Source organism: Paraglaciecola sp. L1A13, from assembly GCF_009796745.1.
In the GTDB taxonomy this organism is placed as follows: Bacteria; Pseudomonadota; Gammaproteobacteria; order Enterobacterales; family Alteromonadaceae; genus Paraglaciecola.
In genome coordinates this window covers 109,044-128,451 of the sequence record NZ_CP047024.1, presented here as the reverse complement: position 1 = coordinate 128,451, position 19,408 = coordinate 109,044, and the positions used below count along the sequence as shown (strand labels likewise).

The 19,408-nt window shown below is 43.4% G+C and carries 18 protein-coding genes and 1 tRNA gene; 8 read left to right on the top strand and 11 right to left on the bottom strand.

From position 1 onward, the window contains the following. Positions 1-17: 17 nt before the first annotated feature. Entirely contained in the window at positions 18-1,082 is a 1,065-nt protein-coding gene (gene mutY / locus GQR89_RS00570; protein ID WP_158768253.1) for an A/G-specific adenine glycosylase, read from the top strand. A gap of 16 nt (positions 1,083-1,098) precedes the next feature. Here the strand turns inward: mutY and GQR89_RS00565 are convergent, their stop codons facing one another. Further along, positions 1,099-1,329 (bottom strand): hypothetical protein, encoded by a 231-nt coding sequence (locus GQR89_RS00565; RefSeq protein ID WP_158768252.1) that lies wholly within the window; start codon positions 1,327-1,329, stop codon positions 1,099-1,101. Positions 1,330-1,713: 384 nt separating this feature from the next. Between GQR89_RS00565 and GQR89_RS00560 the strand changes: the two genes are divergently transcribed. Together GQR89_RS00560 and GQR89_RS00555 are read left to right on the top strand one after the other, a co-directional pair. Continuing rightward, complete coding sequence (locus tag GQR89_RS00560; RefSeq protein WP_158768251.1) at positions 1,714-1,986, top strand: oxidative damage protection protein; 273 nt, start codon at positions 1,714-1,716, stop codon at positions 1,984-1,986. Between the two features lie 177 nt (positions 1,987-2,163). Continuing rightward, positions 2,164-2,239 (top strand) — tRNA-Phe (locus GQR89_RS00555). Between the two features lie 342 nt (positions 2,240-2,581). Here GQR89_RS00555 and GQR89_RS00550 read toward each other — a convergent pair. Together GQR89_RS00550 and GQR89_RS00545 are read right to left on the bottom strand one after the other, a co-directional pair. Beyond that, complete coding sequence (locus GQR89_RS00550) at positions 2,582-3,433, bottom strand: universal stress protein (RefSeq protein ID WP_158768250.1); 852 nt, start codon at positions 3,431-3,433, stop codon at positions 2,582-2,584. Positions 3,434-3,443: 10 nt separating this feature from the next. Beyond that, the gene (locus GQR89_RS00545) at positions 3,444-4,934 is read right to left on the bottom strand and encodes a SulP family inorganic anion transporter (RefSeq protein WP_158768249.1); all 1,491 of its coding nucleotides are present in this window, start codon (positions 4,932-4,934) and stop codon (positions 3,444-3,446) included. 363 nt (positions 4,935-5,297) lie between these two features. Between GQR89_RS00545 and GQR89_RS00540 the strand changes: the two genes are divergently transcribed. From GQR89_RS00540 to GQR89_RS00530, 3 genes are all read left to right on the top strand, one after another. Beyond that, entirely contained in the window at positions 5,298-6,137 is an 840-nt protein-coding gene (locus GQR89_RS00540) for a DNA ligase (RefSeq protein ID WP_158768248.1), read from the top strand. A gap of 109 nt (positions 6,138-6,246) precedes the next feature. Next, positions 6,247-6,645 (top strand): cytochrome c5 family protein, encoded by a 399-nt coding sequence (locus tag GQR89_RS00535; RefSeq protein ID WP_304611185.1) that lies wholly within the window; start codon positions 6,247-6,249, stop codon positions 6,643-6,645. Positions 6,646-6,756: 111 nt separating this feature from the next. Next, positions 6,757-9,375, top strand: coding sequence for an EAL domain-containing protein (locus tag GQR89_RS00530; protein WP_199271355.1), 2,619 nt, complete (start codon positions 6,757-6,759; stop codon positions 9,373-9,375). Between the two features lie 4 nt (positions 9,376-9,379). Here GQR89_RS00530 and rep read toward each other — a convergent pair whose 3' ends face one another. Further along, complete coding sequence (rep, locus tag GQR89_RS00525; RefSeq protein WP_158768247.1) at positions 9,380-11,395, bottom strand: DNA helicase Rep; 2,016 nt, start codon at positions 11,393-11,395, stop codon at positions 9,380-9,382. A 182-nt stretch (positions 11,396-11,577) separates the two neighbouring features. Here rep and GQR89_RS00520 point away from each other — a divergent pair, with 182 nt between their 5' ends. Further along, on the top strand, positions 11,578-11,829 hold the full coding sequence (locus tag GQR89_RS00520; RefSeq protein WP_158768246.1) for an accessory factor UbiK family protein: 252 nt from the start codon (positions 11,578-11,580) through the stop codon (positions 11,827-11,829). A 7-nt stretch (positions 11,830-11,836) separates the two neighbouring features. Here GQR89_RS00520 and GQR89_RS00515 read toward each other — a convergent pair whose 3' ends face one another. The 3 genes from GQR89_RS00515 to GQR89_RS00505 are packed head-to-tail and all read right to left on the bottom strand — an operon-like array spanning position 11,837 to position 15,261. Beyond that, on the bottom strand, positions 11,837-13,783 hold the full coding sequence (locus tag GQR89_RS00515; protein WP_158768245.1) for a methyl-accepting chemotaxis protein: 1,947 nt from the start codon (positions 13,781-13,783) through the stop codon (positions 11,837-11,839). A 34-nt stretch (positions 13,784-13,817) separates the two neighbouring features. Continuing rightward, positions 13,818-14,639, bottom strand: coding sequence for a 4-hydroxybenzoate octaprenyltransferase (gene ubiA / locus GQR89_RS00510; protein WP_233269141.1), 822 nt, complete (start codon positions 14,637-14,639; stop codon positions 13,818-13,820). 40 nt (positions 14,640-14,679) lie between these two features. Then, the gene (locus GQR89_RS00505; protein ID WP_158768243.1) at positions 14,680-15,261 is read right to left on the bottom strand and encodes a chorismate lyase; all 582 of its coding nucleotides are present in this window, start codon (positions 15,259-15,261) and stop codon (positions 14,680-14,682) included. Positions 15,262-15,387: 126 nt separating this feature from the next. On the opposite strand from GQR89_RS00505, the gene GQR89_RS00500 reads away from it, so the two are divergent. Continuing rightward, entirely contained in the window at positions 15,388-15,801 is a 414-nt protein-coding gene (locus GQR89_RS00500) for a flagellar basal body-associated protein FliL (protein ID WP_158768242.1), read from the top strand. Positions 15,802-15,933: 132 nt separating this feature from the next. On the opposite strand, the gene glpG is transcribed toward GQR89_RS00500, so the two are convergent. From glpG to GQR89_RS00480, 4 genes are read right to left on the bottom strand one after another with little or no spacing between them, the layout of a single operon-like run. Beyond that, the gene (glpG, locus tag GQR89_RS00495) at positions 15,934-16,797 is read right to left on the bottom strand and encodes a rhomboid family intramembrane serine protease GlpG (RefSeq protein ID WP_158768241.1); all 864 of its coding nucleotides are present in this window, start codon (positions 16,795-16,797) and stop codon (positions 15,934-15,936) included. 3 nt (positions 16,798-16,800) lie between these two features. Further along, positions 16,801-17,121, bottom strand: a complete 321-nt coding sequence (glpE, locus tag GQR89_RS00490; protein WP_158768240.1) for a thiosulfate sulfurtransferase GlpE — start codon at positions 17,119-17,121, stop codon at positions 16,801-16,803. Positions 17,122-17,136: 15 nt separating this feature from the next. Continuing rightward, positions 17,137-18,159, bottom strand: coding sequence for an L-threonine 3-dehydrogenase (gene tdh / locus GQR89_RS00485; protein WP_158768239.1), 1,023 nt, complete (start codon positions 18,157-18,159; stop codon positions 17,137-17,139). Continuing rightward, on the bottom strand, positions 18,156-19,352 hold the full coding sequence (locus GQR89_RS00480; protein WP_158768238.1) for a glycine C-acetyltransferase: 1,197 nt from the start codon (positions 19,350-19,352) through the stop codon (positions 18,156-18,158). The genes tdh and GQR89_RS00480 overlap by 4 nt, the downstream gene beginning before the upstream one ends. Between the last annotated feature and the right edge of the window lie 56 nt (positions 19,353-19,408).

Here is a 19,408-nt window from a genome sequence, read left to right as displayed (position 1 = left end):
GAAGCAGTATACCACCCGTGCAATCTCAGTCTCAGCTAACATCAACTTTTGCAAACCGAATTCTGGCTTGGTTTGATAACCATGGTCGCAAAGACTTACCATGGCAGCAAGATAAAAACCCATATTCCGTGTGGGTTTCCGAAATTATGTTGCAGCAGACCCAAGTTAAAACCGTGATCCCCTACTACCAGAAATTTATGCAGCGCTTTCCCAATATTTTAAGCCTGGCTAACGCCCCTCAAGATGAAGTGCTGCACCACTGGACCGGGTTAGGTTATTACGCACGGGCTAGAAATCTGCAAAAAGCCGCACAAATGATCCGTGATAATTTCAATGGGGCTTTCCCCCCTGTTATTGATGACGTTATCTCGTTGCCTGGAATAGGCCGTTCAACTGCCGGTGCTGTATTATCATTGGCTTGTGGGCAACATCACAGTATTTTAGACGGTAATGTAAAACGCGTTTTAGCCCGCTATTTTGCAGTGGACGGTTGGCCCGGTAAAAAGAATATTGAGCAAATTTTGTGGCAATACGCTGACTCACTTACCCCTGAACTGCGCACAGATGATTACACCCAAGCCATGATGGATATGGGCGCCACTATATGCACACGCAGCAAGCCCAAATGCGATAGTTGCCCTTTGCAACAAGACTGCTTAGCTTTTGCACAAGGTCGTCAGAGTGCTTTACCGTCGAAAAAACCTAAAACGACCATACCGGTCAAAAGCACAGTGATGTTGATCCCCATGTGGCAATCGCAAATACTCATTTATCAGCGTCCGCCCAGCGGTTTATGGGGTGGTTTATGGGGGTTTTATGAGGCGGATTCAATTGACACAGTAAACATACGCGCCCAAGAACTCGCATTGGCCAATTATTCAACCATCACCTTAGCGCCATTTCGCCATACGTTCAGTCATTTTCATTTGGACATTCAACCGGTGATATTACAACTTGAAACACCCGTGACGAACAAGATAAACGAGGCGCAGCAAATGTGGTACGACTTGCTATCCCCGCCAAATGTCGGTCTGGCTGCACCAACCAAAAAGTTACTTTCAGTGTGTAAAACGCAGCTTTAATGTCGAACCGAACATACTAGTCCATTTTAGCTATGCGCAAAAAGGGACTATTAATTAGCATATATAAAAAGTTATCCACTAACACAGCAGCACGTTCGCTCAGAGCAAAACTCGTGGGATTAAGTAACCAACTGCTAATAATCCCTGTAAAATAAACATTTTCCGTTACCGCAACGAGTTTAATATCAACGTCTGGGAATAACTGGCCACATTTAATGGCTTGACGGTATGCGCGCTCCATTCGCATTAAAAACTCTTATTGTTTTTCTATGTTTAGCCGCACTTTACGAAAATTGGAGTATTCCCATGACGGTCATATTAGTGGTTTGTGCTGGCTGTGTTCTTCGTTCCTTTATTTTTTGTTTTGGTGTACAAACTAGCGGGAGATCGCTCTCATAAGGAAACGCCATGATCGATCCCCAATTTTTACCTTTGATGTGCGTCACAATGGCACCTGTGTTGTTTTATTTTTTAGGTGCAATAATCGTCGGTCAGTTTTTTCGGATAAAAGAAAGCTGCTCTGTGCGCTAATGGGTAGAGTACAATCTCTCCCTCAAGGCGATGAATTTGCTAGAATGTACAAAACGAGGCTAGTGCACACTGGCCTTTCACTGACAATACGAGGATTAGTATGAGCAGAACGGTATTTTGCCAGCACTTAAAGAAAGAAGCAGACGGCTTAGACTTTCAACTTTACCCAGGTGAACTAGGTAAAAGAATATTCGATAATATTTCCAAAGAAGCATGGGCAGGTTGGCAGAAGAAGCAAACCATGCTGATAAATGAAAAAAAATTGAATATGATGGAGCCAAGCGCACGTTCTTTTCTCGAAACGCAGATGCAAGCTTATTTATTTGAAGGAAAAGAGCCTGATATTGAAGGTTACGTTCCCCCAAAAGCTTAGGAAGTTAGACCTAGATTCACAGTAATTGTGCATAACATAAGCAGCTCAGTATATTTTTCATGCAAACAGACCTAAAAGCGTAAATAATTTGCATAAAGTAGTTGACTTGAATGCCGAGAATCCGTTTAATACGCACCCACAACGAAGCAGGCACAAGCCAGCCAAGTTAACAGATTTGCCCGGATAGCTCAGTCGGTAGAGCAGAGGATTGAAAATCCTCGTGTCGGTGGTTCGATTCCGCCTCCGGGCACCATTATTAAAGAAAGCCTCAACGTTACCCGTTGAGGCTTTTTTGTTTTTGATGTCTCATTCTATAAAATACCGCTCAGAATCAAGCTAAAGCGAGTCATGTGTAGCCTAGCTGTATCAAGCTAAACACTCATGCATTACCCGGGGCCATACATACGTCGTAACCCCACCCGATTTCAGGGACGAGGCTAATTCAATCTCTAGTACGTTTATTGCCGAGAGCCACTCGTAGGCTCTATTTTGCAACTAGGGGGACTGAGGACTTACGTCAATATCGTCTGGAAAAATTATCCTCCTTCAATCTTGTAGTAAGTCCTACTTGATTCCACTAGCTAATTTTCGTCCCTTAGCGCAATACTATCAATGGTATTTTGCTGTGCTCAAGCATTTTCATAGTATTGCTACCTACAAAAAACTGCCGAAGTTTGGAATGCCCGAAAGCCCCCATTACAGTGAGTTCAATTTGATTGGTCTTCTGGTATGCCATTAATGAGTCATGAATATTACCTTCGATATAAGACGCAATGACATCAAATCCTTTTGCCTCTAATTTCTGTTGTGCTGAAGTAAATTTTTCTTTCAAGTTTGCTTCATTATTTTTCACAGAAACAAGATGACATTGAAGACCATGCAATAGTCCACCATCGATAATTCTTTGCAGTGCTTTGTCTGCGACCTCTCGACCGTCATAAGCAATCATAAATGAAACAGGCGCTTTGAATGCTTCAGGAATAAGCAATACTGGATTTTCAGCCTTACGCAGCAAGGTTTCGATATTCGACCCTAAAGCGCTGACATCATCGGTATGGCCCGTACCACAACGGCCGATAATAATAAGCCGCGTATCCTCTTGCATATCGACAATTGAATCTACCAGCTCCCCATGTCTTTGCAATGCGGTGACATTCTGAACACCTGCCACTTGTGCCTGTTCCACTGCGTCATCAAGTAAATGCTTGCCTAACTGCAGGGCAACTTTACCGCGTTGCTCATCTAGCTTTGTCATTTCCTCAAGCAGGGCTGAACGGGCACCGAGACCAATAGCACCAGTGTAATCGTCAGCACCATGCTGTTGTTCTTTCGCTAAGGTATGTAAAAATAGAATAGGTTTATTGAGTTTTTTCGATGCCCAAACAGCAGCGGTTGTCACTGCTGAAGTAATAGCGGAGCCGTCTAAACAGGTAATTATACTTTTCATCATTATCTCCTTAATGTCCGCCAAACAGTTTTTCAACTTCTTTGGGGTCATTGTGCACGCCAAACTTATCGACGACCGTTTCTGTCGCTTGATTCATGCCAACGATATTCACGGTAGCTCCTTCCCGGCGGAATTTAATAACCACCTTATCCAATGAAGATACAGCGGTAATATCCCAAAAGTGGGCGTGAGTAAGGTCGATAACTACTTTTTCAGCGACTTCTTTAAAATCAAATGCATTAACAAATTGTTCCGCGGAGGCAAAAAAGACCTGACCGACTACTTCGTATGTTCGAACATTGTCAGCTTCGCTATATAGCGATTTCACTACCATAAAGCGGCCGATTTTGTTGGAGAAGAACAAGGTAGCCAAAAGTACGCCTATTAATACCCCAATGGCCAGGTTATGTGTGGCCACAACAACGATGACGGTACTTAACATAACAATACTCGACGATAATGGGTGGGTACGTAAATCTTTGATGGATGACCAAGAAAACGTACCAATAGAGACCATTATCATGACGGCGACGAGCGCTGCCATCGGGATTTTTTGCACCCAATCATCAAGAAAGACGACCATAATAATCAGCACTAAACCAGCGACAAAAGTTGATAATCTTCCCCTACCGCCAGATTTCACATTAATAATTGACTGCCCTATCATCGCACAGCCCGCCATACCGCCAAAAAGACCCGCTCCGATATTCGCAATCCCTTGACCCCTACATTCCTTATTACCGTCACTGGTCGTGTCGGTAAGATCGTCAACAATCGTCGCGGTCATCATTGATTCAAGCAAACCAACCACTGCAAGTCCCAATGAATAAGGTAAGATGATCATCAGTGTTTCTACATTCAACGGCACATCAGGCCACAAAAATATCGGTAAGGTGTCTGGTAACTCTCCCATATCTCCCACTGTGCGAATATCTAAGCCGAGTGCTAGTGACGCGATGGTAAGAACAACAATACACACCAGTGGCGAGGGGATCATTTTTCCTACGGTGGGAATGTAAGGTAAAAGATAAATGATCCCGAGGCCCGTCGCAGTCATCGCGTATACATGCCACGTCACGTCCGTTAACTCAGGTAATTGCGCCATAAAAATCAGAATAGCCAACGCGTTAACAAATCCAGTTACCACTGAGCGTGAAACAAATCGCATCAGGTTACCTAGTTTCAGATAGCCCGCCACTATTTGCAGTACCCCTGTGAGTAACGTTGCCGCCAGCAAATACTCTAGCCCGTGCTCTTTGACAAGGGTGACCATGAGTAAGGCCATTGCACCAGTTGCCGCGGAGATCATACCTGGCCGTCCGCCTACAAACGCGATGATGACGGCAATACAGAATGAGGCATAAAGACCCACCTTGGGGTCAACACCGGCGATAATTGAAAAAGCAATGGCTTCAGGTATTAGGGCTAATGCCACGACAATACCGGCAAGCACATCACCACGAATATTAGAGAACCAGTCTCTTTTCATATGTTCGAGCATGTAAATAACCTAATGTTAGATGTTTCCTCAAGGTCGAGGAAAGTGGTTGTTTATATTTAAAAAACCGGAAGATATTCGCCAATTGCGCGATAAGTTTCACACGCAACTGTCAGCGCCTATGATAAAGACAAATGCTTAGGGTGGCGTAGGATTCAAGGTCATATTCCTTGGTTATTTAGCGGTATGAAGTAAATGATATCGCCTTTATATTGCTGTCACAAATAACGATATCGCTAAAGTTCGCACGAGCAATATCGTTGCTCGATTGAGCGTAGCTTGATCAAAAAAATTAATACAAATTATTCCAAACTAACACTTATGAACTAGGCTGTAAATTGAGTTACATCCATGGAAGGTTTGAATATGTTTCGTTTCCTGTTCGGTTTCATGCTGTATTCGTATGCACTTTATAGTTATCCACTTTTTGGCCAAATACCGCCCGCCATTGAACTGGCTAATCGCTATCATGAAGACATTGCAATAACGGATTACTTGGTCAGTGAAAAACTAGACGGCATTCGGGCCCGCTGGAATAACGGGCAGCTCATCACCCGTTCAGGCAATCCCATATCCGCACCTGATTGGTTTATTCGCGGTTTTCCCACCCAATTTTTAGATGGCGAACTGTGGATAGCACGTAAAAAATTTGAGAAAACCGCTTCTATCGTTTTAACGCAACAACCCGGCGACGGATGGTCTGACGTAAAATTTATGATATTTGATTTGCCTGAAGATCTAGGACCGTTTAGTGAACGGTTCAGTAAGTTAGAGGCGTTAGTAGGCCAAGCTAACCTACCTCAACTAAAGGCCATTGCTCAGCAACGATTTTCCAATACATCAGCTCTTATGGAGGCGCTAGACGACGTCACTGCAAAAGGCGGGGAAGGATTGATGCTACACCATCAAGATGCACTGTATGTATCGGGTCGTAGTAATAACGTACTAAAGCTTAAAAAACATTTTGATGCAGAAGCCACTGTGTTGGCGTATTTACCGGGAAAAGGTAAATACTTAGGCATGATGGGATCACTTATTGTACAAATGAGCAATGGAAAAAAATTTAAAATCGGCACCGGCTTTTCAGATGATGAACGGCTCCATCCTCCAGCGATAGGTTCGGTAATCACCTACAAATATTATGATTTCACCGTGAATGGGATCCCCAAGTTCGCCAGTTATATCCGACAAAAAACACTAAAGTAGGATAATTTGTGCAGTATAAATGGTTGTTCACACTAAATTAGTCGTTATAATCCAATTCATAATATTATCCGTAAGAATGACAGGACTACCCCCTGACGTGGAGAAAATAGTGAAACGTAAAATTTTGTTGTGCATGTTTGTTGGTTTAGCCTCGATTTTCACGGCGCAAGCTGCGATTAACTCCGATGACGATATAAAATCACGTATTGCACCTGTGGGCAAAGTACATATTGCCGGCGCTAAAGCAGAAACGGCTTCAGCAGGTGGCCCACGTTCAGGTGCGGACATCTACTCATCAGCATGCGTCGCATGTCATAGCTCAGGTGTATTAGGTGCGCCTAAGTTTCAGAATGCTGCTGACTGGGCCCCTCGCTTAGAGCAAGGCTTCGACACGGTATGGCAACATGCAATCAATGGCTTAAACGCAATGCCTCCTCGTGGTACATGTGGTGATTGTTCCGATGATGAAATTAAAGCCGCTATTGAACATATGATCGAAGGTCTATAATTAATCGTTTTAAAGCAAAAAATTGTTAGTAAAAAGGCCACCCTAAGGTGGCCTTTTTGTAACAAATAGTTTATTTTCAACTCTATAAAAATAATAAAAAATAGAATTTCTGTGCACGCAATATCGTCTCGTTCCGAAACTACCAACATCTCTGACAACTTATCTATTGAAGAGTTACGTGAACTGATCCCTCAGTTGCAACAACTCACCGATAAATATAAGCACTCAGAAGCTATTCAAAAATCACTTTTTGATATCTCTGAACTTGCGAGCTCAGTCAATGAATTATCCCGCTTATACCCTGCTATCCACGACATCATCGGACGCTTTATGAATGCCCAAAATTTCTATGTGGCATTTTATGACCAAATAAACGAAGTGGTTGATTTCGTTTATTTTGTCGATCAATTTGACGAAGTTGCATTACGGCAGATCCCTGCCAGTCAATTAATGGAAGGTTTTACCGGCTATATTCTGCGCAGCGGAAACCACCTTTTTTTAACGGAAGAAAATCGCGAACAGCAACTCAAAGAAATTAACGTCCAACAAATCGGTTCAGGCCCAGTAGATTGGATTGGTGTGCCATTAAAAAGAGGCAACCAAGTCATTGGCGCTATGGTGGTGCAGAGCTACGATAAATCGATACGCTATATCCAAGAAGATTTAGACATCCTATTGTTCGTCTCGCAACATATCGTCAATACAGTCGATCGCGTTAAAAGCCGCGAAATGAACGAATTAACGATCCGCGAACGTACCAAGCAACTGCAAAATATCAACGAAGAACTCCAAGAAGAAATAAACGAACGACAAAAAGTTGAGTCGCTACAAAACGCATTATTTGAGATATCAGAGTTATCAGCGTCTGTTGACGGCAACATGGCAGACTTCTACGCTTCCTTACACGAAGTTATCGCCAGATTAATTAGTGCACCGAACTGTTATATATCAACTATCAGCGCAGATAAAAAACGACTCGAATTTCCTTATTATTCTGATGAAATGAACTCTCAAATCGAATCACGCGAGGTGGGACTTGGCTTAACGGAATTCGTATTGCGCTCAGGTACTGCAGAGCTAATCAATCCTTCAAGAGTCAAAGAGTTAACCGCAAAAAATGAGCTCGATGCTGTTACAGCAAAGAACATGCTGGAACAAAATAATTCTTGGCTAGGCTCACCTTTAGTCGTTGACGGTGAAATATCTGGCGTCATTGCAATACAAAGCTATAGCCAAGATGAACATTACTCATTGCGCGACTTGGAGCTACTGCGTTTTGTCTCCCATCATATTGCGGTGGCATTGGAGCGCAAGCGCTCTTCAGACGCGATACATGCTTATAATCAGCAGTTAACTGAGAAAGTTAAAGAACGCACAGATGAGCTAAACAAAACCAATCAATATTTACAAAAGCAAATTGAAGAGCGCAAAGCAATTCAGCAAAAATTAGTACATGACGCCCATCATGATGCCTTAACAAATTTACCCAACCGCACTATGTTCAACGCTCGTTTAAGTCAGGCGTTAGCAAATAAAAAACGCTATCCACATAATAACTTTGCTGTGGTCTTTATCGATTTAGATCGTTTTAAACAAATTAATGATTCAATAGGCCACCACGCCGGCGACTCATTTTTGATTGAGGTAGCCAGGCGTATTGGTCTTTGTATACGTAGTCATGATTTACTCGCCCGTCTTGGTGGTGATGAGTTTGTTATCTTATTAGACAATTTCGACTCCCCAGATGACGTAGAAGTGATTTCTGCACGAATTATTAATTCTATCGCTGCGCCGTTTGTACTCGACGAGCGAGAGATTTTTTCTGGTGCCAGTATCGGTATCGCTTATATTGAAAGCGGTTATCAATCAGCCAGTGAAGTAGTACGTGATGCAGATGCTGCAATGTATCAAGCTAAATCCCAAGGCCGCGGCCAATTTGTGGTTTTCGATTTGACTATGCGCAAGAAACTACTTGAAGAACTGGAAGTTGAAAGTGAATTTCGTAATACATTAAAAATTGGCGCTTTTGAAGCTTACTCTCATCCTGTTTTCGATATGCGAGACTCCAGTCATCTGTATGACGAATGTCGCATTCGGTGGATGCACCCTAGGTTAGGTGCTATGGATCGCGATAGTTTCTGGCAAATTGCAGAGCACAGTGGCCTCGTAGTAGAGATGGACAACTACATGCTGAATTCAGCTTTTGCTATGTTAAGCAAAAAACTCACGCCTTATGCTAAACAAGAAAACTATCGAGTAGCGGTTAATCTTTCTATTCATTATCTAACGCAAGCAGAAGCTGCCGTGCAACTGATACAAGATATTAAAGCTAAGCAGATTGATCCTAAACGTTTAGTCTTTGAATTTGATGAAAACGATTTGAATCGCCGCGCCGAGTTTAGCCTACCAGCGATAAAGCACTTAAAACGCTCTGGTATAAAACTTGTACTTGATAACTTTGGTAGTGGTCTTGCCTCGTTAAGTTATTTGTATTCTTATCCGTTTGATTTTGTCAAAGTGGATCATCGGTTTGTTAAAACCATATCTCGCTCAGAACGGAATTTGAAGCTCATACAATCGGTGTTAGCGATGTCTCAGCACCTGAACTTTAAACTCATCGTTTCCGGTATTAGTGACAAAGAGCAAGCAGATTTATTGCGTTCGATCGGCTGTGAACTCGGCCAAGGATCCTATTTAGAGGAACCAACAGCCATCTCAATCGAGCGCTAAAACGTCACTTTTTATTCATCATATCCCGCAGGTGAGCAATGCCCGTATGGCCTTTTTGCTGGCGGGCTTCAGAGCTAACTTTAACTTTTTTTATCTCCCAGATGACATCATCAGCGGGTAGTTCATGTAGAAATCGACTCGGTTCGGGCTGAATCACTTCACCATATTGGCGACGCTCCTTAGCCAGGGTGAAAAAAAGCTCTTTCTGCGCGCGGGTTATCCCTACATAGGCCAAGCGACGCTCTTCTTCTATATTGTCTTCATCAATGCTGCTTTGATGAGGCAGCAAGCCTTCTTCCATCCCGACCATAAACACATACGGAAACTCTAAACCTTTTGATGAGTGTAACGTCATGAGTTGAACTTGATCGGTTTCTTCGGTGTCTTCACCGCGTTCCATCATATCGCGCAAAATTAGGCGGTTCACCACTTCTTGCAAGCTCATTGGGGGGTCTAACTCTCCACCTTCGAGCATGTCACTCACCCAGCCAAACAAGGTACTGATATTCGCCATACCCATTTCAGCAGCTTTAGGGCTAGTGCTGGTTTCGTAAAGCCATTCTTCGTAGCCTATATCTTTAATCATTTGACGAATAGCAGCTATGCTATCGCTACGTTTAATTTCGTCGGCTAGCTCTACAACCCACCGGGAAAAACGCTCTACTGCTTCTAACGACTTACCGGTTAATATGCTGGACAACATAGGAGAACATGCCGCCTCAAACATACCTGTGCGGTTTTCGTTAGCAAAATTACCCAGCTTTTCCAGGGTCACACGACCAATACCACGGGTGGGCGTATTGATGACCCGCAGCAAGGCATTATCATCATCTTGATTCACCAGTAAGCGTAAATAGGCCATGATGTCTTTGACTTCTGCACGGCCAAAAAACGAGGTGCCACCATTGATTTTGTAAGGTATGCGGTTGGCCATCAGGACTTTTTCAAACAAGCGTGATTGAAAGTTTCCCCGGTATAATATGGCGTAATCTTTAAAGCTAGTGCCTTGCATAAACTTATGGGCTATCAACTCGGCAACGACACGCTCTGCTTCATGCTCTTCATTTTTAGCCGTAATAATACGCAACTCATTGCCATAGCCTAGTTCAGAAAAAAGCCGTTTTTCGAATACGTGTGGATTGTTTTGGATCAGGATATTCGCGCAATGCAATATACGACCTGATGAACGATAATTTTGTTCTAATTTGATCACCCGCAAGTCGGGAAAATCCTTGCTCAGTAGAACCAGATTTTGTGGTCTTGCACCGCGCCAAGAATATATAGATTGGTCGTCGTCCCCAACCACGGTAAATCGAGCACGCTGGCCAACCAGTAAACGCACCAACTCATATTGACTCGTGTTGGTATCTTGGTACTCATCTACCAGCAGATAACGAATACGATTTTGCCATTTCTGTCGCACCGTTTCATTGTGCTTAATTAACAAGGTTGGCAGCAGAATTAAGTCATCAAAATCAAGGGCATTGTATGCTCGCAAATGATTCTGATAACGCTGATAAAACTCTGCAAATTCGGTTTCTCCTGCTGATGTGGTGCGTTTTAGCAATTGTTCTGGTAACAAAAGATCGTTTTTCCAGTTCGATATACAGCTTTGCAACAGTTTCAATTGATCTTTATCACCGCCCAGTTCAACATCCGTTAAATCCTTAAGTAGCGCCAAACTATCTTTGTCGTCGAACAGCGAAAATCCCGCCTTTAGTCCTAACGTTTTCACCTCAGCCTTAATAATTCTCAGCCCCAAAGTATGAAATGTAGAAACCTTTAACCCCCTAGCCTCCTTTTTACCTAACGTTTGCGCGACCCGCTCTTTCATTTCTCGAGAAGCTTTATTGGTAAAGGTTACCGCAGCAATATAGCGCGCCGGAATATCACATTCGCGCACAAGGTAGGCGATTTTGTTGGTGATTACGCGGGTTTTACCACTGCCTGCCCCCGCCAATACCAAGCAAGGGCCGGATATGTAATTTACTGCGTCATTTTGGCCTGGGTTGAGTTTCATGAATTTCACTTTTTTATTGGGCAGCGAATTGTAATATCAATCCACCCTAAAAGGCGAACAATCAGCCTCAAATTATGCATTTCTGTGTGTGATTTGTAGATTAACGGCACAGATAGTTTTTATGCTGCCAAGCGTCTTAGTATTCGCTACAATAGGGGTTCAATCTTATGACGGAGCCCAAGATGCTTGACCCAAAAAAATTAGAGGATATTGCTAAACAAATCACGGATGCCATTCCTCCTGGCGTGAAAACAATGGCTGAAGGCGCAGAGTCAAAGGTTAAACAAGTGCTACAAAGCCAGCTCAATAAATTGGATTTTGTGAGCCGTGAAGAATTTGAAATTCAAAGCAATGTGCTCATACGCACACGAGAAAAGCTCTCCGTTCTGGAAGCCAAATTCAACGCATTAGAAAAGAGCTTACAAGAAAAATAAGGTCTATTTACCGGCCTTTTTGTAGCTGAGCCAACTCATTTTTGAGGCTATTAACCACGACTAGCAAATCCTCTGCAGAGTGCTCAGTTTCTTGAGCCCCTTTCATAGTTGACTCAGATATGGCAGCAATTTCTTCGACTTGAGATGCAACGGAGTTGGTGACATTCGATTGTTGTGTCGCCAATTCGGATATCTCACCACTCATATTGTTGATAGTGCTGATCACTTCGGTAATGCGCTGTAACGATGCCTCAACCACCGCACTCTCTTGAACACTCACATCCATCTGAACACGGCTTTGCTCCATGCTCAATTCTGTGTCTTTCGTTGCCTGTTGTAGTTTACTGATAATGTCATGAATTTGATTGGTTTGGTCTTGAGTACGCTTAGCCAATGTACGTACTTCGTCAGCGACGACCGCAAACCCTCTACCATGTTCGCCTGCTCTAGCGGCTTCAATCGCTGCGTTGAGCGCAAGTAAGTTTGTTTGATCAGCAATGCCGTTTATTGCATTTGACACTTGACCAATATTTTTACTGTCTTCCACCAGCCGATTTATCGCTTCTTGTGAACGACTCGACTCCGATTGCATATCACGCATCACAGATTGTAAACGTCCGACTAACTGCTTACCCTGTTGTGCTTCACTTTGCGCCACCTCTGCGGATTCAGTAGCGGTTCCTGAGTTCTTATCAACAGCATGTGCAACTTGAGTTAATTGCTGCATAGATTGAGCAATTAACTCAGTCCCAGATTTTTGCTCTGTCACATCTTGCTTGGTCTTGGCGGTTATTCCTTTGAGGCTTAACGCCGACTGACTTAAGGTCTCTATAGCGTCACTGATACGCGCAACTAAGGTCTGTAAGTTCTCAGTCATATGATTCATATCATCGGCAATATCGCGCATTTCATCTTTACCGGACACCGCAACACGAGAGCTTAAATCGCCATCGGCAATACTGTGTACAGCCGTTACTACTTGTTTGATATTCTCGGTAACTGACAAATACATTCCAATAAACAGGTAAAAAGCCAACAAAACGGCGATCACTGACACACTCAAAATAACGTAATTTTTAAATTGAGCTTGGGCAACTCGCTCATATAGCAGCCCATCTAGGATTGGTAGCAAAGATGAAGCGAAATCACTTAACTGTTGATTTACCGCTTTGCTACTTAATAAGAGTTTGTTACTGGTGATGTTAATACTATCGGGGTCGAGAATTTGTTGCTGAATAACGCTTTGATGAGCAACCAAACTACTTTCAAGGGCTTGCCATTGTAGAGCAGCCGCTTTTTCTATCTCAGGGTTTGCCTGCAAGCTCACTTGAATGCTTTGTTCCACGCCCTCAAGCATAACGGGAAGCTTTTGATTGGCGTTTGATAACCCGATATATGAGTCTGGGGTAAAACTACCGGACTGGGTAACCTGCAGAGCTAATGAACTAGTTATGGCCAGCTGATCTTGCATTTGCGGTAAACTACGAACCAAAGTAGTAATGAGATAACTCGTGTCGAGGGCTAAATCAAGCTCCAGATTAGTCACATCTGAAATCGCCTGCGACAAAGTCGCTAATGCCTTAAATGCGCCTTCCTTATCACCGTTATCTAGTGCCTGCTGGTATCGTTCAACGCTTCCATTGACTCGCGTTGAAGCAAGCTCATCTAATGCTTTTTGCTGCACAGATAATGTAGAAGTAAAGACTGATTTAGCATCAATAATGTTGCTAGCTAGATTGAGCTGCTCGTCTTGCAGAGCTTGAATAAAAGCGACACCCTTACGCTCTTGATCAATAAAATTAATGTCTTCACTGTATTCGTATTGCAGTAAAGCTAGACTCAAAATCAATGGAACCAAGAAAATAATACTGATGATAGTGAATTTAACCGAGTAACGAAACTGCGACATTAATGTTTTAGCTGGGTTACAAATGGCCCCAATCAGGTTATTCATATCATCTCCGGTAGATGTGATGCTAACTAGCGTGTCACATAAAGTAATGTCCAGCTATACCCAACGCGATAGCCATGCCCACATAATTGTTATTTAAAAAAGCCTTAAAACAGGCTTGTCTATCTCGGTAAAAAATCAAACGCTGCTGATGTAAAAATAAACCTGCCGCTACCAAGACGCCAAGATAAAACGGCAGACTCAACTGCAAATATCGCCCTAGCACCATAAGCATCAAAACGACACTCAATTGCAGTAAACCAACTATAAACCTGTCGTATTGACCGAATAAAATAGCGGTAGATTTCACACCAATTTTTAAGTCATCACTTTTATCCACCATGGCATATTGCGTATCATAAGCAACAGTCCACAAAACATTAATGGCAAATACACCCCACGCCCAACTCGGTACTGTCGCGTTAACAGCCATAAACGCCATGGGTATTGCCCAACCAAACGCGGCGCCCAACACCACCTGAGGCAAATGGGTATAGCGTTTCATAAATGGGTAAACACTGGCTAATACGAGTGCACCTATTGATAAAACGATGGTCTGCCAATTTAAGGTCAGTACGAGTAAAAAAGCCACCCCTACTAAGGTCGCAAATAATCCCAGAGCTTGCTTTTCGGTCACAATGCCACTCACTAACGGACGCGCATTTGTTCGGGCCACCTTACCGTCTACCTTACGGTCAGCATAATCATTGATTACACACCCAGCTGAGCGCATAACAAAAACCCCAGTGACAAAAACTACTGTGATCGACCAAGGTGGTAAGCCTTGTGCAGCTAACATCAGTGCCCATAGCGTAGGCCACAGCAACAAATAGGAGCCTACCGGCTTATCAGCGCGCATTAACAACCAAAAACCGGTGAACGTAGTGCGATTAAACAGCTTACTGCTCAAAGCTTGCCCCTCTATATACCGGCGCCTGCGGCAAAAATAGTTCTGCAACCATCATGGCATAATCTTGATAATGAAAAACCGATCGTCGGCCCCACATCGTTGCAATAGCAGGTAAGTCATAATGGTGTAAAAACGCATCACTAGGTTGCATACACATCAACTGAAATGGTTGACGCTTAAACCTGTTATCGTTAAATATCAGATGTCCTAAAGGTTTATCGCCTAAATTTAGAAAATCTCTTTCACAAAGAGCTTGCGGGATCACTGAACGCGCGAGCACCCAAGGTTGAGTATCGCCATGCAATATCACCTCACGTATTTGCCAATCTTGCTTGCGGCACTGCTCAGGTTCCACTCCAAGCTGCCGATATTCATCTAGCGTTGCCAATGCTTGGTACTGACCGACCACTTGAACATTAAATTCTGCGCAATGAGTTTTTAAACGCTGAGTTAACGAGCCTGTATTCAGTAACCAACTTTCTAAATGGGAATTGGGGATAGATATGTGCCCTTGGTTATTCCAAGTCACAGCATCATCTAAAGGGAAGGCACTTTTATGAGTATTTTGCATAGCCACGCATAATAACAATTGCCGCAGCTAGACTAAAGAGCGAATAAATAGTTTTAACGATCTGGCTAAATATTGGTAAGCTATTGACACAATAGAAATTAAAACACCATCAGCAAAGAGGCAAAAATGCGTATTTTTCGATCGTTTTGCATTTGTTTAATATTGTTAAGTGCACTAAGCACCTCTGCTTTTGCTCAGGAGCCTGCTGGTAAGCAATTTGCCTATTTTGGTTTAGAGCCAGACATAGTGACTAACTACTTAGGTTCTAATAATCGCAAGTTAGGATATGTTCGCATCACGATCGAATTGATGCTTGAAGATGCAAGTGATCTAGAATTAGCTGCGCACCATGCACCGTTATTGCGTGCAACGGCCATTGAAATTCTGGGTCGTCAACCAGAAGAGCGAGTTAGATCGCTCACCGGACGAGAAGACATTCGCCGTAGTCTTATAGAAAATATGCGCAAGTTAATGAAGAAAGAAACGGGGTCAAATATGATAAAAGATGTTATTTTTACCAAGTACATTTATTACGGCTAAGTCTAGCTGTATTGAATAAGGCGACTGTTCTATTATCTCTTCAGACCGAATATCCAAGAGTCATAAAAATCAGTCGCGATAGCATTTATAGATATCAACTAATTCTCAGCACACCAGAGCCCTAAGCCATATTTAGGCTCTAGACTTTTTCACTGACAACCTGCTGAGCACAAATGCAAATGCGCAACCGGTAAATAAGCCGACGGTGTGAGCAGTATTTGCCATACTGACCCAAAGAATATCTGCATAACCAATCACTAGCCATACTAACAAAAAGCCCACCATGGGTTTAGGTATCATCAAACCCCAAGCTGGACGCAACCAACCTAACCACCAAACGCAGCCAACTAACGCATAAACTACTCCAGACAAACCACCAAAATTCGGCCCGCTAATCAGTAACTGCCCAATATTAGACAACAAAGCCGAAACCAAAAATAATACCGTTAAGGTCGTTTTACCTAAACGACGTTCAATTTGGCCGCCCAATGTCCACCACCAAAGTAAGTTAAAGACTATATGCAGCATTGAGAAGTGGATCAGCGCAGGACCGATTAAACGCCACCACTGATGATTATTCAACAAATCATCAATGGGTTGAATAACTAAGACTTCGTAGGGCCAAATGACGCCAACCATGGCAAATAAATAGATGCCTAAACACACTAACAACACACTGGTAGTGACAGGCGTATCACGAAGTTGTTGCCAAATACCGGTTAACGAAATACCTGATTGCCCCTGGCGTAAACTTACGGTTTGACCGCTATCCCAAGCTGCTTGCTGGTACTTGATGTCTTTGGGAGCTTGAATAAATTCACCCGCTATAACACTTGCTTGATCTTTATCTGCTTCATTTAACAGCTCTACGCCGTGTTCATGGCCATCGTGTTGCAAGGAATATTGGGCTGAAATCCCTTTGCTATTCAGATAATTAATCAATAATAACGCAGCACGTTCCTGACTAAATTTGACCAATAAAAAAGGCACTGACATCGTTTACTCACCGCTTATAATAGGAAGGCTCTGGCGCCACGCTTCAAACCCACCATCCATGCTGTACACCTCATCAAATCCTTGATGTATTAAAAACTGAGCAGCTTGTTGGCTGCTCACGCCATGGTAACAACATACAATAACGGGCGTATCAAAATCAGTTTCTTGAGTGAAATTAACTAAGGTGCCATTCGTTAAGTGTACGGCACCTTCAATATGACCCGCCACAAATGACTGCTCATCACGAATATCAACGAGACGAGCTTGCTTTGCTTCAAGTTTTTGCTGTGTATCCTGCACGGAAATATGTGCGAATTGATCCATGATCCTACCCTTTGATTACCAATTTAATATTACTTTGCCAGATTGGCCTGAGCCCATGGTATCAAATCCTTGCTGAAACTCATCGATATTAAATTGATGGGTAATAATCGGCCCGAGATTTAAGCCACCTTGAATAAGACTGGCCATTTTATACCATGTCTCAAACATTTCACGCCCATAAATACCTTTAATCACTAACCCTTTAAAGATCACCTTATTCCAGTCAATGGCAACGTCACCCGGCGGTATACCAAGCATCGCTATCTTTCCGCCATGGTTCATTTTGTCCAGCATATCGCGAAAAGCCGCGGGCACACCTGACATCTCGAGTCCTACATCAAAGCCCTCGGTCATGCCTAAATCATTCATCACGTCTTTAAGACTTTCTTTAGCCACATTAACTGCACGAGATGCTCCCATTTTACGTGCCAGCTCTAAACGGTATTCATTGACATCGGTAATCACCACATGGCGTGCACCAACATGTTGTGCAACTGCTGCAGCCATGATGCCAATGGGCCCGGCCCCTGTGATCAATACGTCTTCGCCAACCAAATCAAACGACAAAGCTGTGTGTACGGCATTGCCGAACGGGTCGAAAATTGACGCCAAATCGTCTGAAATATTATCGGGGATTTTAAATGCATTAAACGCTGGAATAGATAGATACTCCGCAAAAGCACCGGGGCGATTGACTCCAACGCCCGATGTATTGCGGCATAAGTGACGACGCCCCGCTCGGCAATTACGACAATGCCCACATGTAATATGCCCTTCGCCGGACACCCGATCTCCAATAGAGAAACCACGTACTTCTTCCCCTATCTCGACCACTTCGCCCACATATTCATGGCCAACAACCATAGGGACGGGAATAGTATTTTGTGCCCACTCATCCCAGTTATAAATATGCATATCGGTGCCACAAATAGCCGTTTTGCGAATTTTAATCAGCAAATCATTATGGCCGACCGTAGGTAAGTCACTGTCATGCAGCCAGATACCCTTTTCGGATTGAAGCTTCGCTAACGATTTCATTGGATCACCTTGAGCTCTTTACCCACTTCAATAAATGCGTCAATAGCACGATCAATTTGTACAATACTATGAGCTGCAGACATCTGCGTACGAATACGCGCTTGCCCCTTGGGCACCACGGGGAACGAGAACCCCACCACATAGATACCGCGCTCAAGCATTTTTTCAGCCATTTCACTGGCTAGTTTTGCATCCCCAAGCATCACTGGAATAATCGCATGATCTTTGCCAGACAACGTGAACCCTGCTTGCTGCATTCGCTCACGAAAATGCGCGCTATTACGCGTTAACTGGGCACGTAGTTCATGCCCTTGGGCGAGCATATCAAACACTTTTAGAGACGCCGAGACAATCGGAGGAGCTACTGAATTTGAAAATAAATACGGGCGAGAACGTTGGCGTAACCACTCAACTACTTCTTTTTTACCCGAGGTGTAACCACCTGATGCACCACCAAGTGCTTTGCCTAAGGTACCGGTAATAATATCGACCCGCCCCATTACATTGCAGTATTCATGGCTACCACGACCTTGCTCACCGACAAAACCGGTAGCATGGCAGTCATCGACCATCACTAACGCGCCATACTGATCTGCGAGATCACAAATACTAGCCAAATCAGCAATGACTCCGTCCATGGAAAACACGCCGTCAGTGGCAATCAATATGGTTTCAGCGCCATCGTTTTTGGCTTTTTCTAACTGAGCTGCTAATTCCTGCATATTGTTATTGGCATAGCGATAACGCTTAGCCTTACATAAGCGCACGCCATCTATGATACTGGCATGGTTAAGTGCGTCAGACACAATGGCATCATCTGGCCCCAATATAGTCTCGAATAAACCACCATTTGCATCAAAACAAGACGGATACAAAATAGTTTCTTGCATGCCGAGGAAGTCACTGATTTTGTTTTCTAAGGCCTTGTGAATATCTTGGGTACCGCAAATAAAACGAACTGATGCCATCCCAAAACCATGGCTATCTAATCCCTCTTTAGCTGCGCTAATTAACTCTGGGTTATTTGCTAAACCAAGATAGTTATTGGCACAGAAATTTAACACATTCTGCCCACCGGATACCTGTATATCGGCACTTTGCTGTGACTGAATGATACGTTCGGTTTTATAAAGCCCCTGAGCTTTGGTTTCGCTAATTTGCTGTGCTAAACGATCATAGAACGCTTGTTTCATGAGCTGACCTCTTGGAAAATTAATATGGCGGGATAATAAAGGATAACCCCCTGTGC

Coding starts and splice junctions, on each gene's coding strand:
- GQR89_RS00480 (WP_158768238.1), bottom strand. CDS start 19,352: ATGAAACAAGCGTTCTATGATCGTTTAGCACAGCAAATTAGCGAAACC.
- GQR89_RS00540 (WP_158768248.1), top strand. CDS start 5,298: ATGTTTCGTTTCCTGTTCGGTTTCATGCTGTATTCGTATGCACTTTAT.
- GQR89_RS00500 (WP_158768242.1), top strand. CDS start 15,388: ATGCGTATTTTTCGATCGTTTTGCATTTGTTTAATATTGTTAAGTGCA.
- glpE (WP_158768240.1), bottom strand. CDS start 17,121: ATGGATCAATTCGCACATATTTCCGTGCAGGATACACAGCAAAAACTT.
- GQR89_RS00520 (WP_158768246.1), top strand. CDS start 11,578: ATGCTTGACCCAAAAAAATTAGAGGATATTGCTAAACAAATCACGGAT.
- GQR89_RS00550 (WP_158768250.1), bottom strand. CDS start 3,433: ATGAAAAGTATAATTACCTGTTTAGACGGCTCCGCTATTACTTCAGCA.
- GQR89_RS00560 (WP_158768251.1), top strand. CDS start 1,714: ATGAGCAGAACGGTATTTTGCCAGCACTTAAAGAAAGAAGCAGACGGC.
- ubiA (WP_233269141.1), bottom strand. CDS start 14,639: ATGCGCGCTGATAAGCCGGTAGGCTCCTATTTGTTGCTGTGGCCTACG.
- GQR89_RS00505 (WP_158768243.1), bottom strand. CDS start 15,261: ATGCAAAATACTCATAAAAGTGCCTTCCCTTTAGATGATGCTGTGACT.
- GQR89_RS00565 (WP_158768252.1), bottom strand. CDS start 1,329: ATGCGAATGGAGCGCGCATACCGTCAAGCCATTAAATGTGGCCAGTTA.
- glpG (WP_158768241.1), bottom strand. CDS start 16,797: ATGTCAGTGCCTTTTTTATTGGTCAAATTTAGTCAGGAACGTGCTGCG.
- GQR89_RS00545 (WP_158768249.1), bottom strand. CDS start 4,934: ATGCTCGAACATATGAAAAGAGACTGGTTCTCTAATATTCGTGGTGAT.
- GQR89_RS00515 (WP_158768245.1), bottom strand. CDS start 13,783: ATGAATAACCTGATTGGGGCCATTTGTAACCCAGCTAAAACATTAATG.
- rep (WP_158768247.1), bottom strand. CDS start 11,395: ATGAAACTCAACCCAGGCCAAAATGACGCAGTAAATTACATATCCGGC.
- tdh (WP_158768239.1), bottom strand. CDS start 18,159: ATGAAATCGTTAGCGAAGCTTCAATCCGAAAAGGGTATCTGGCTGCAT.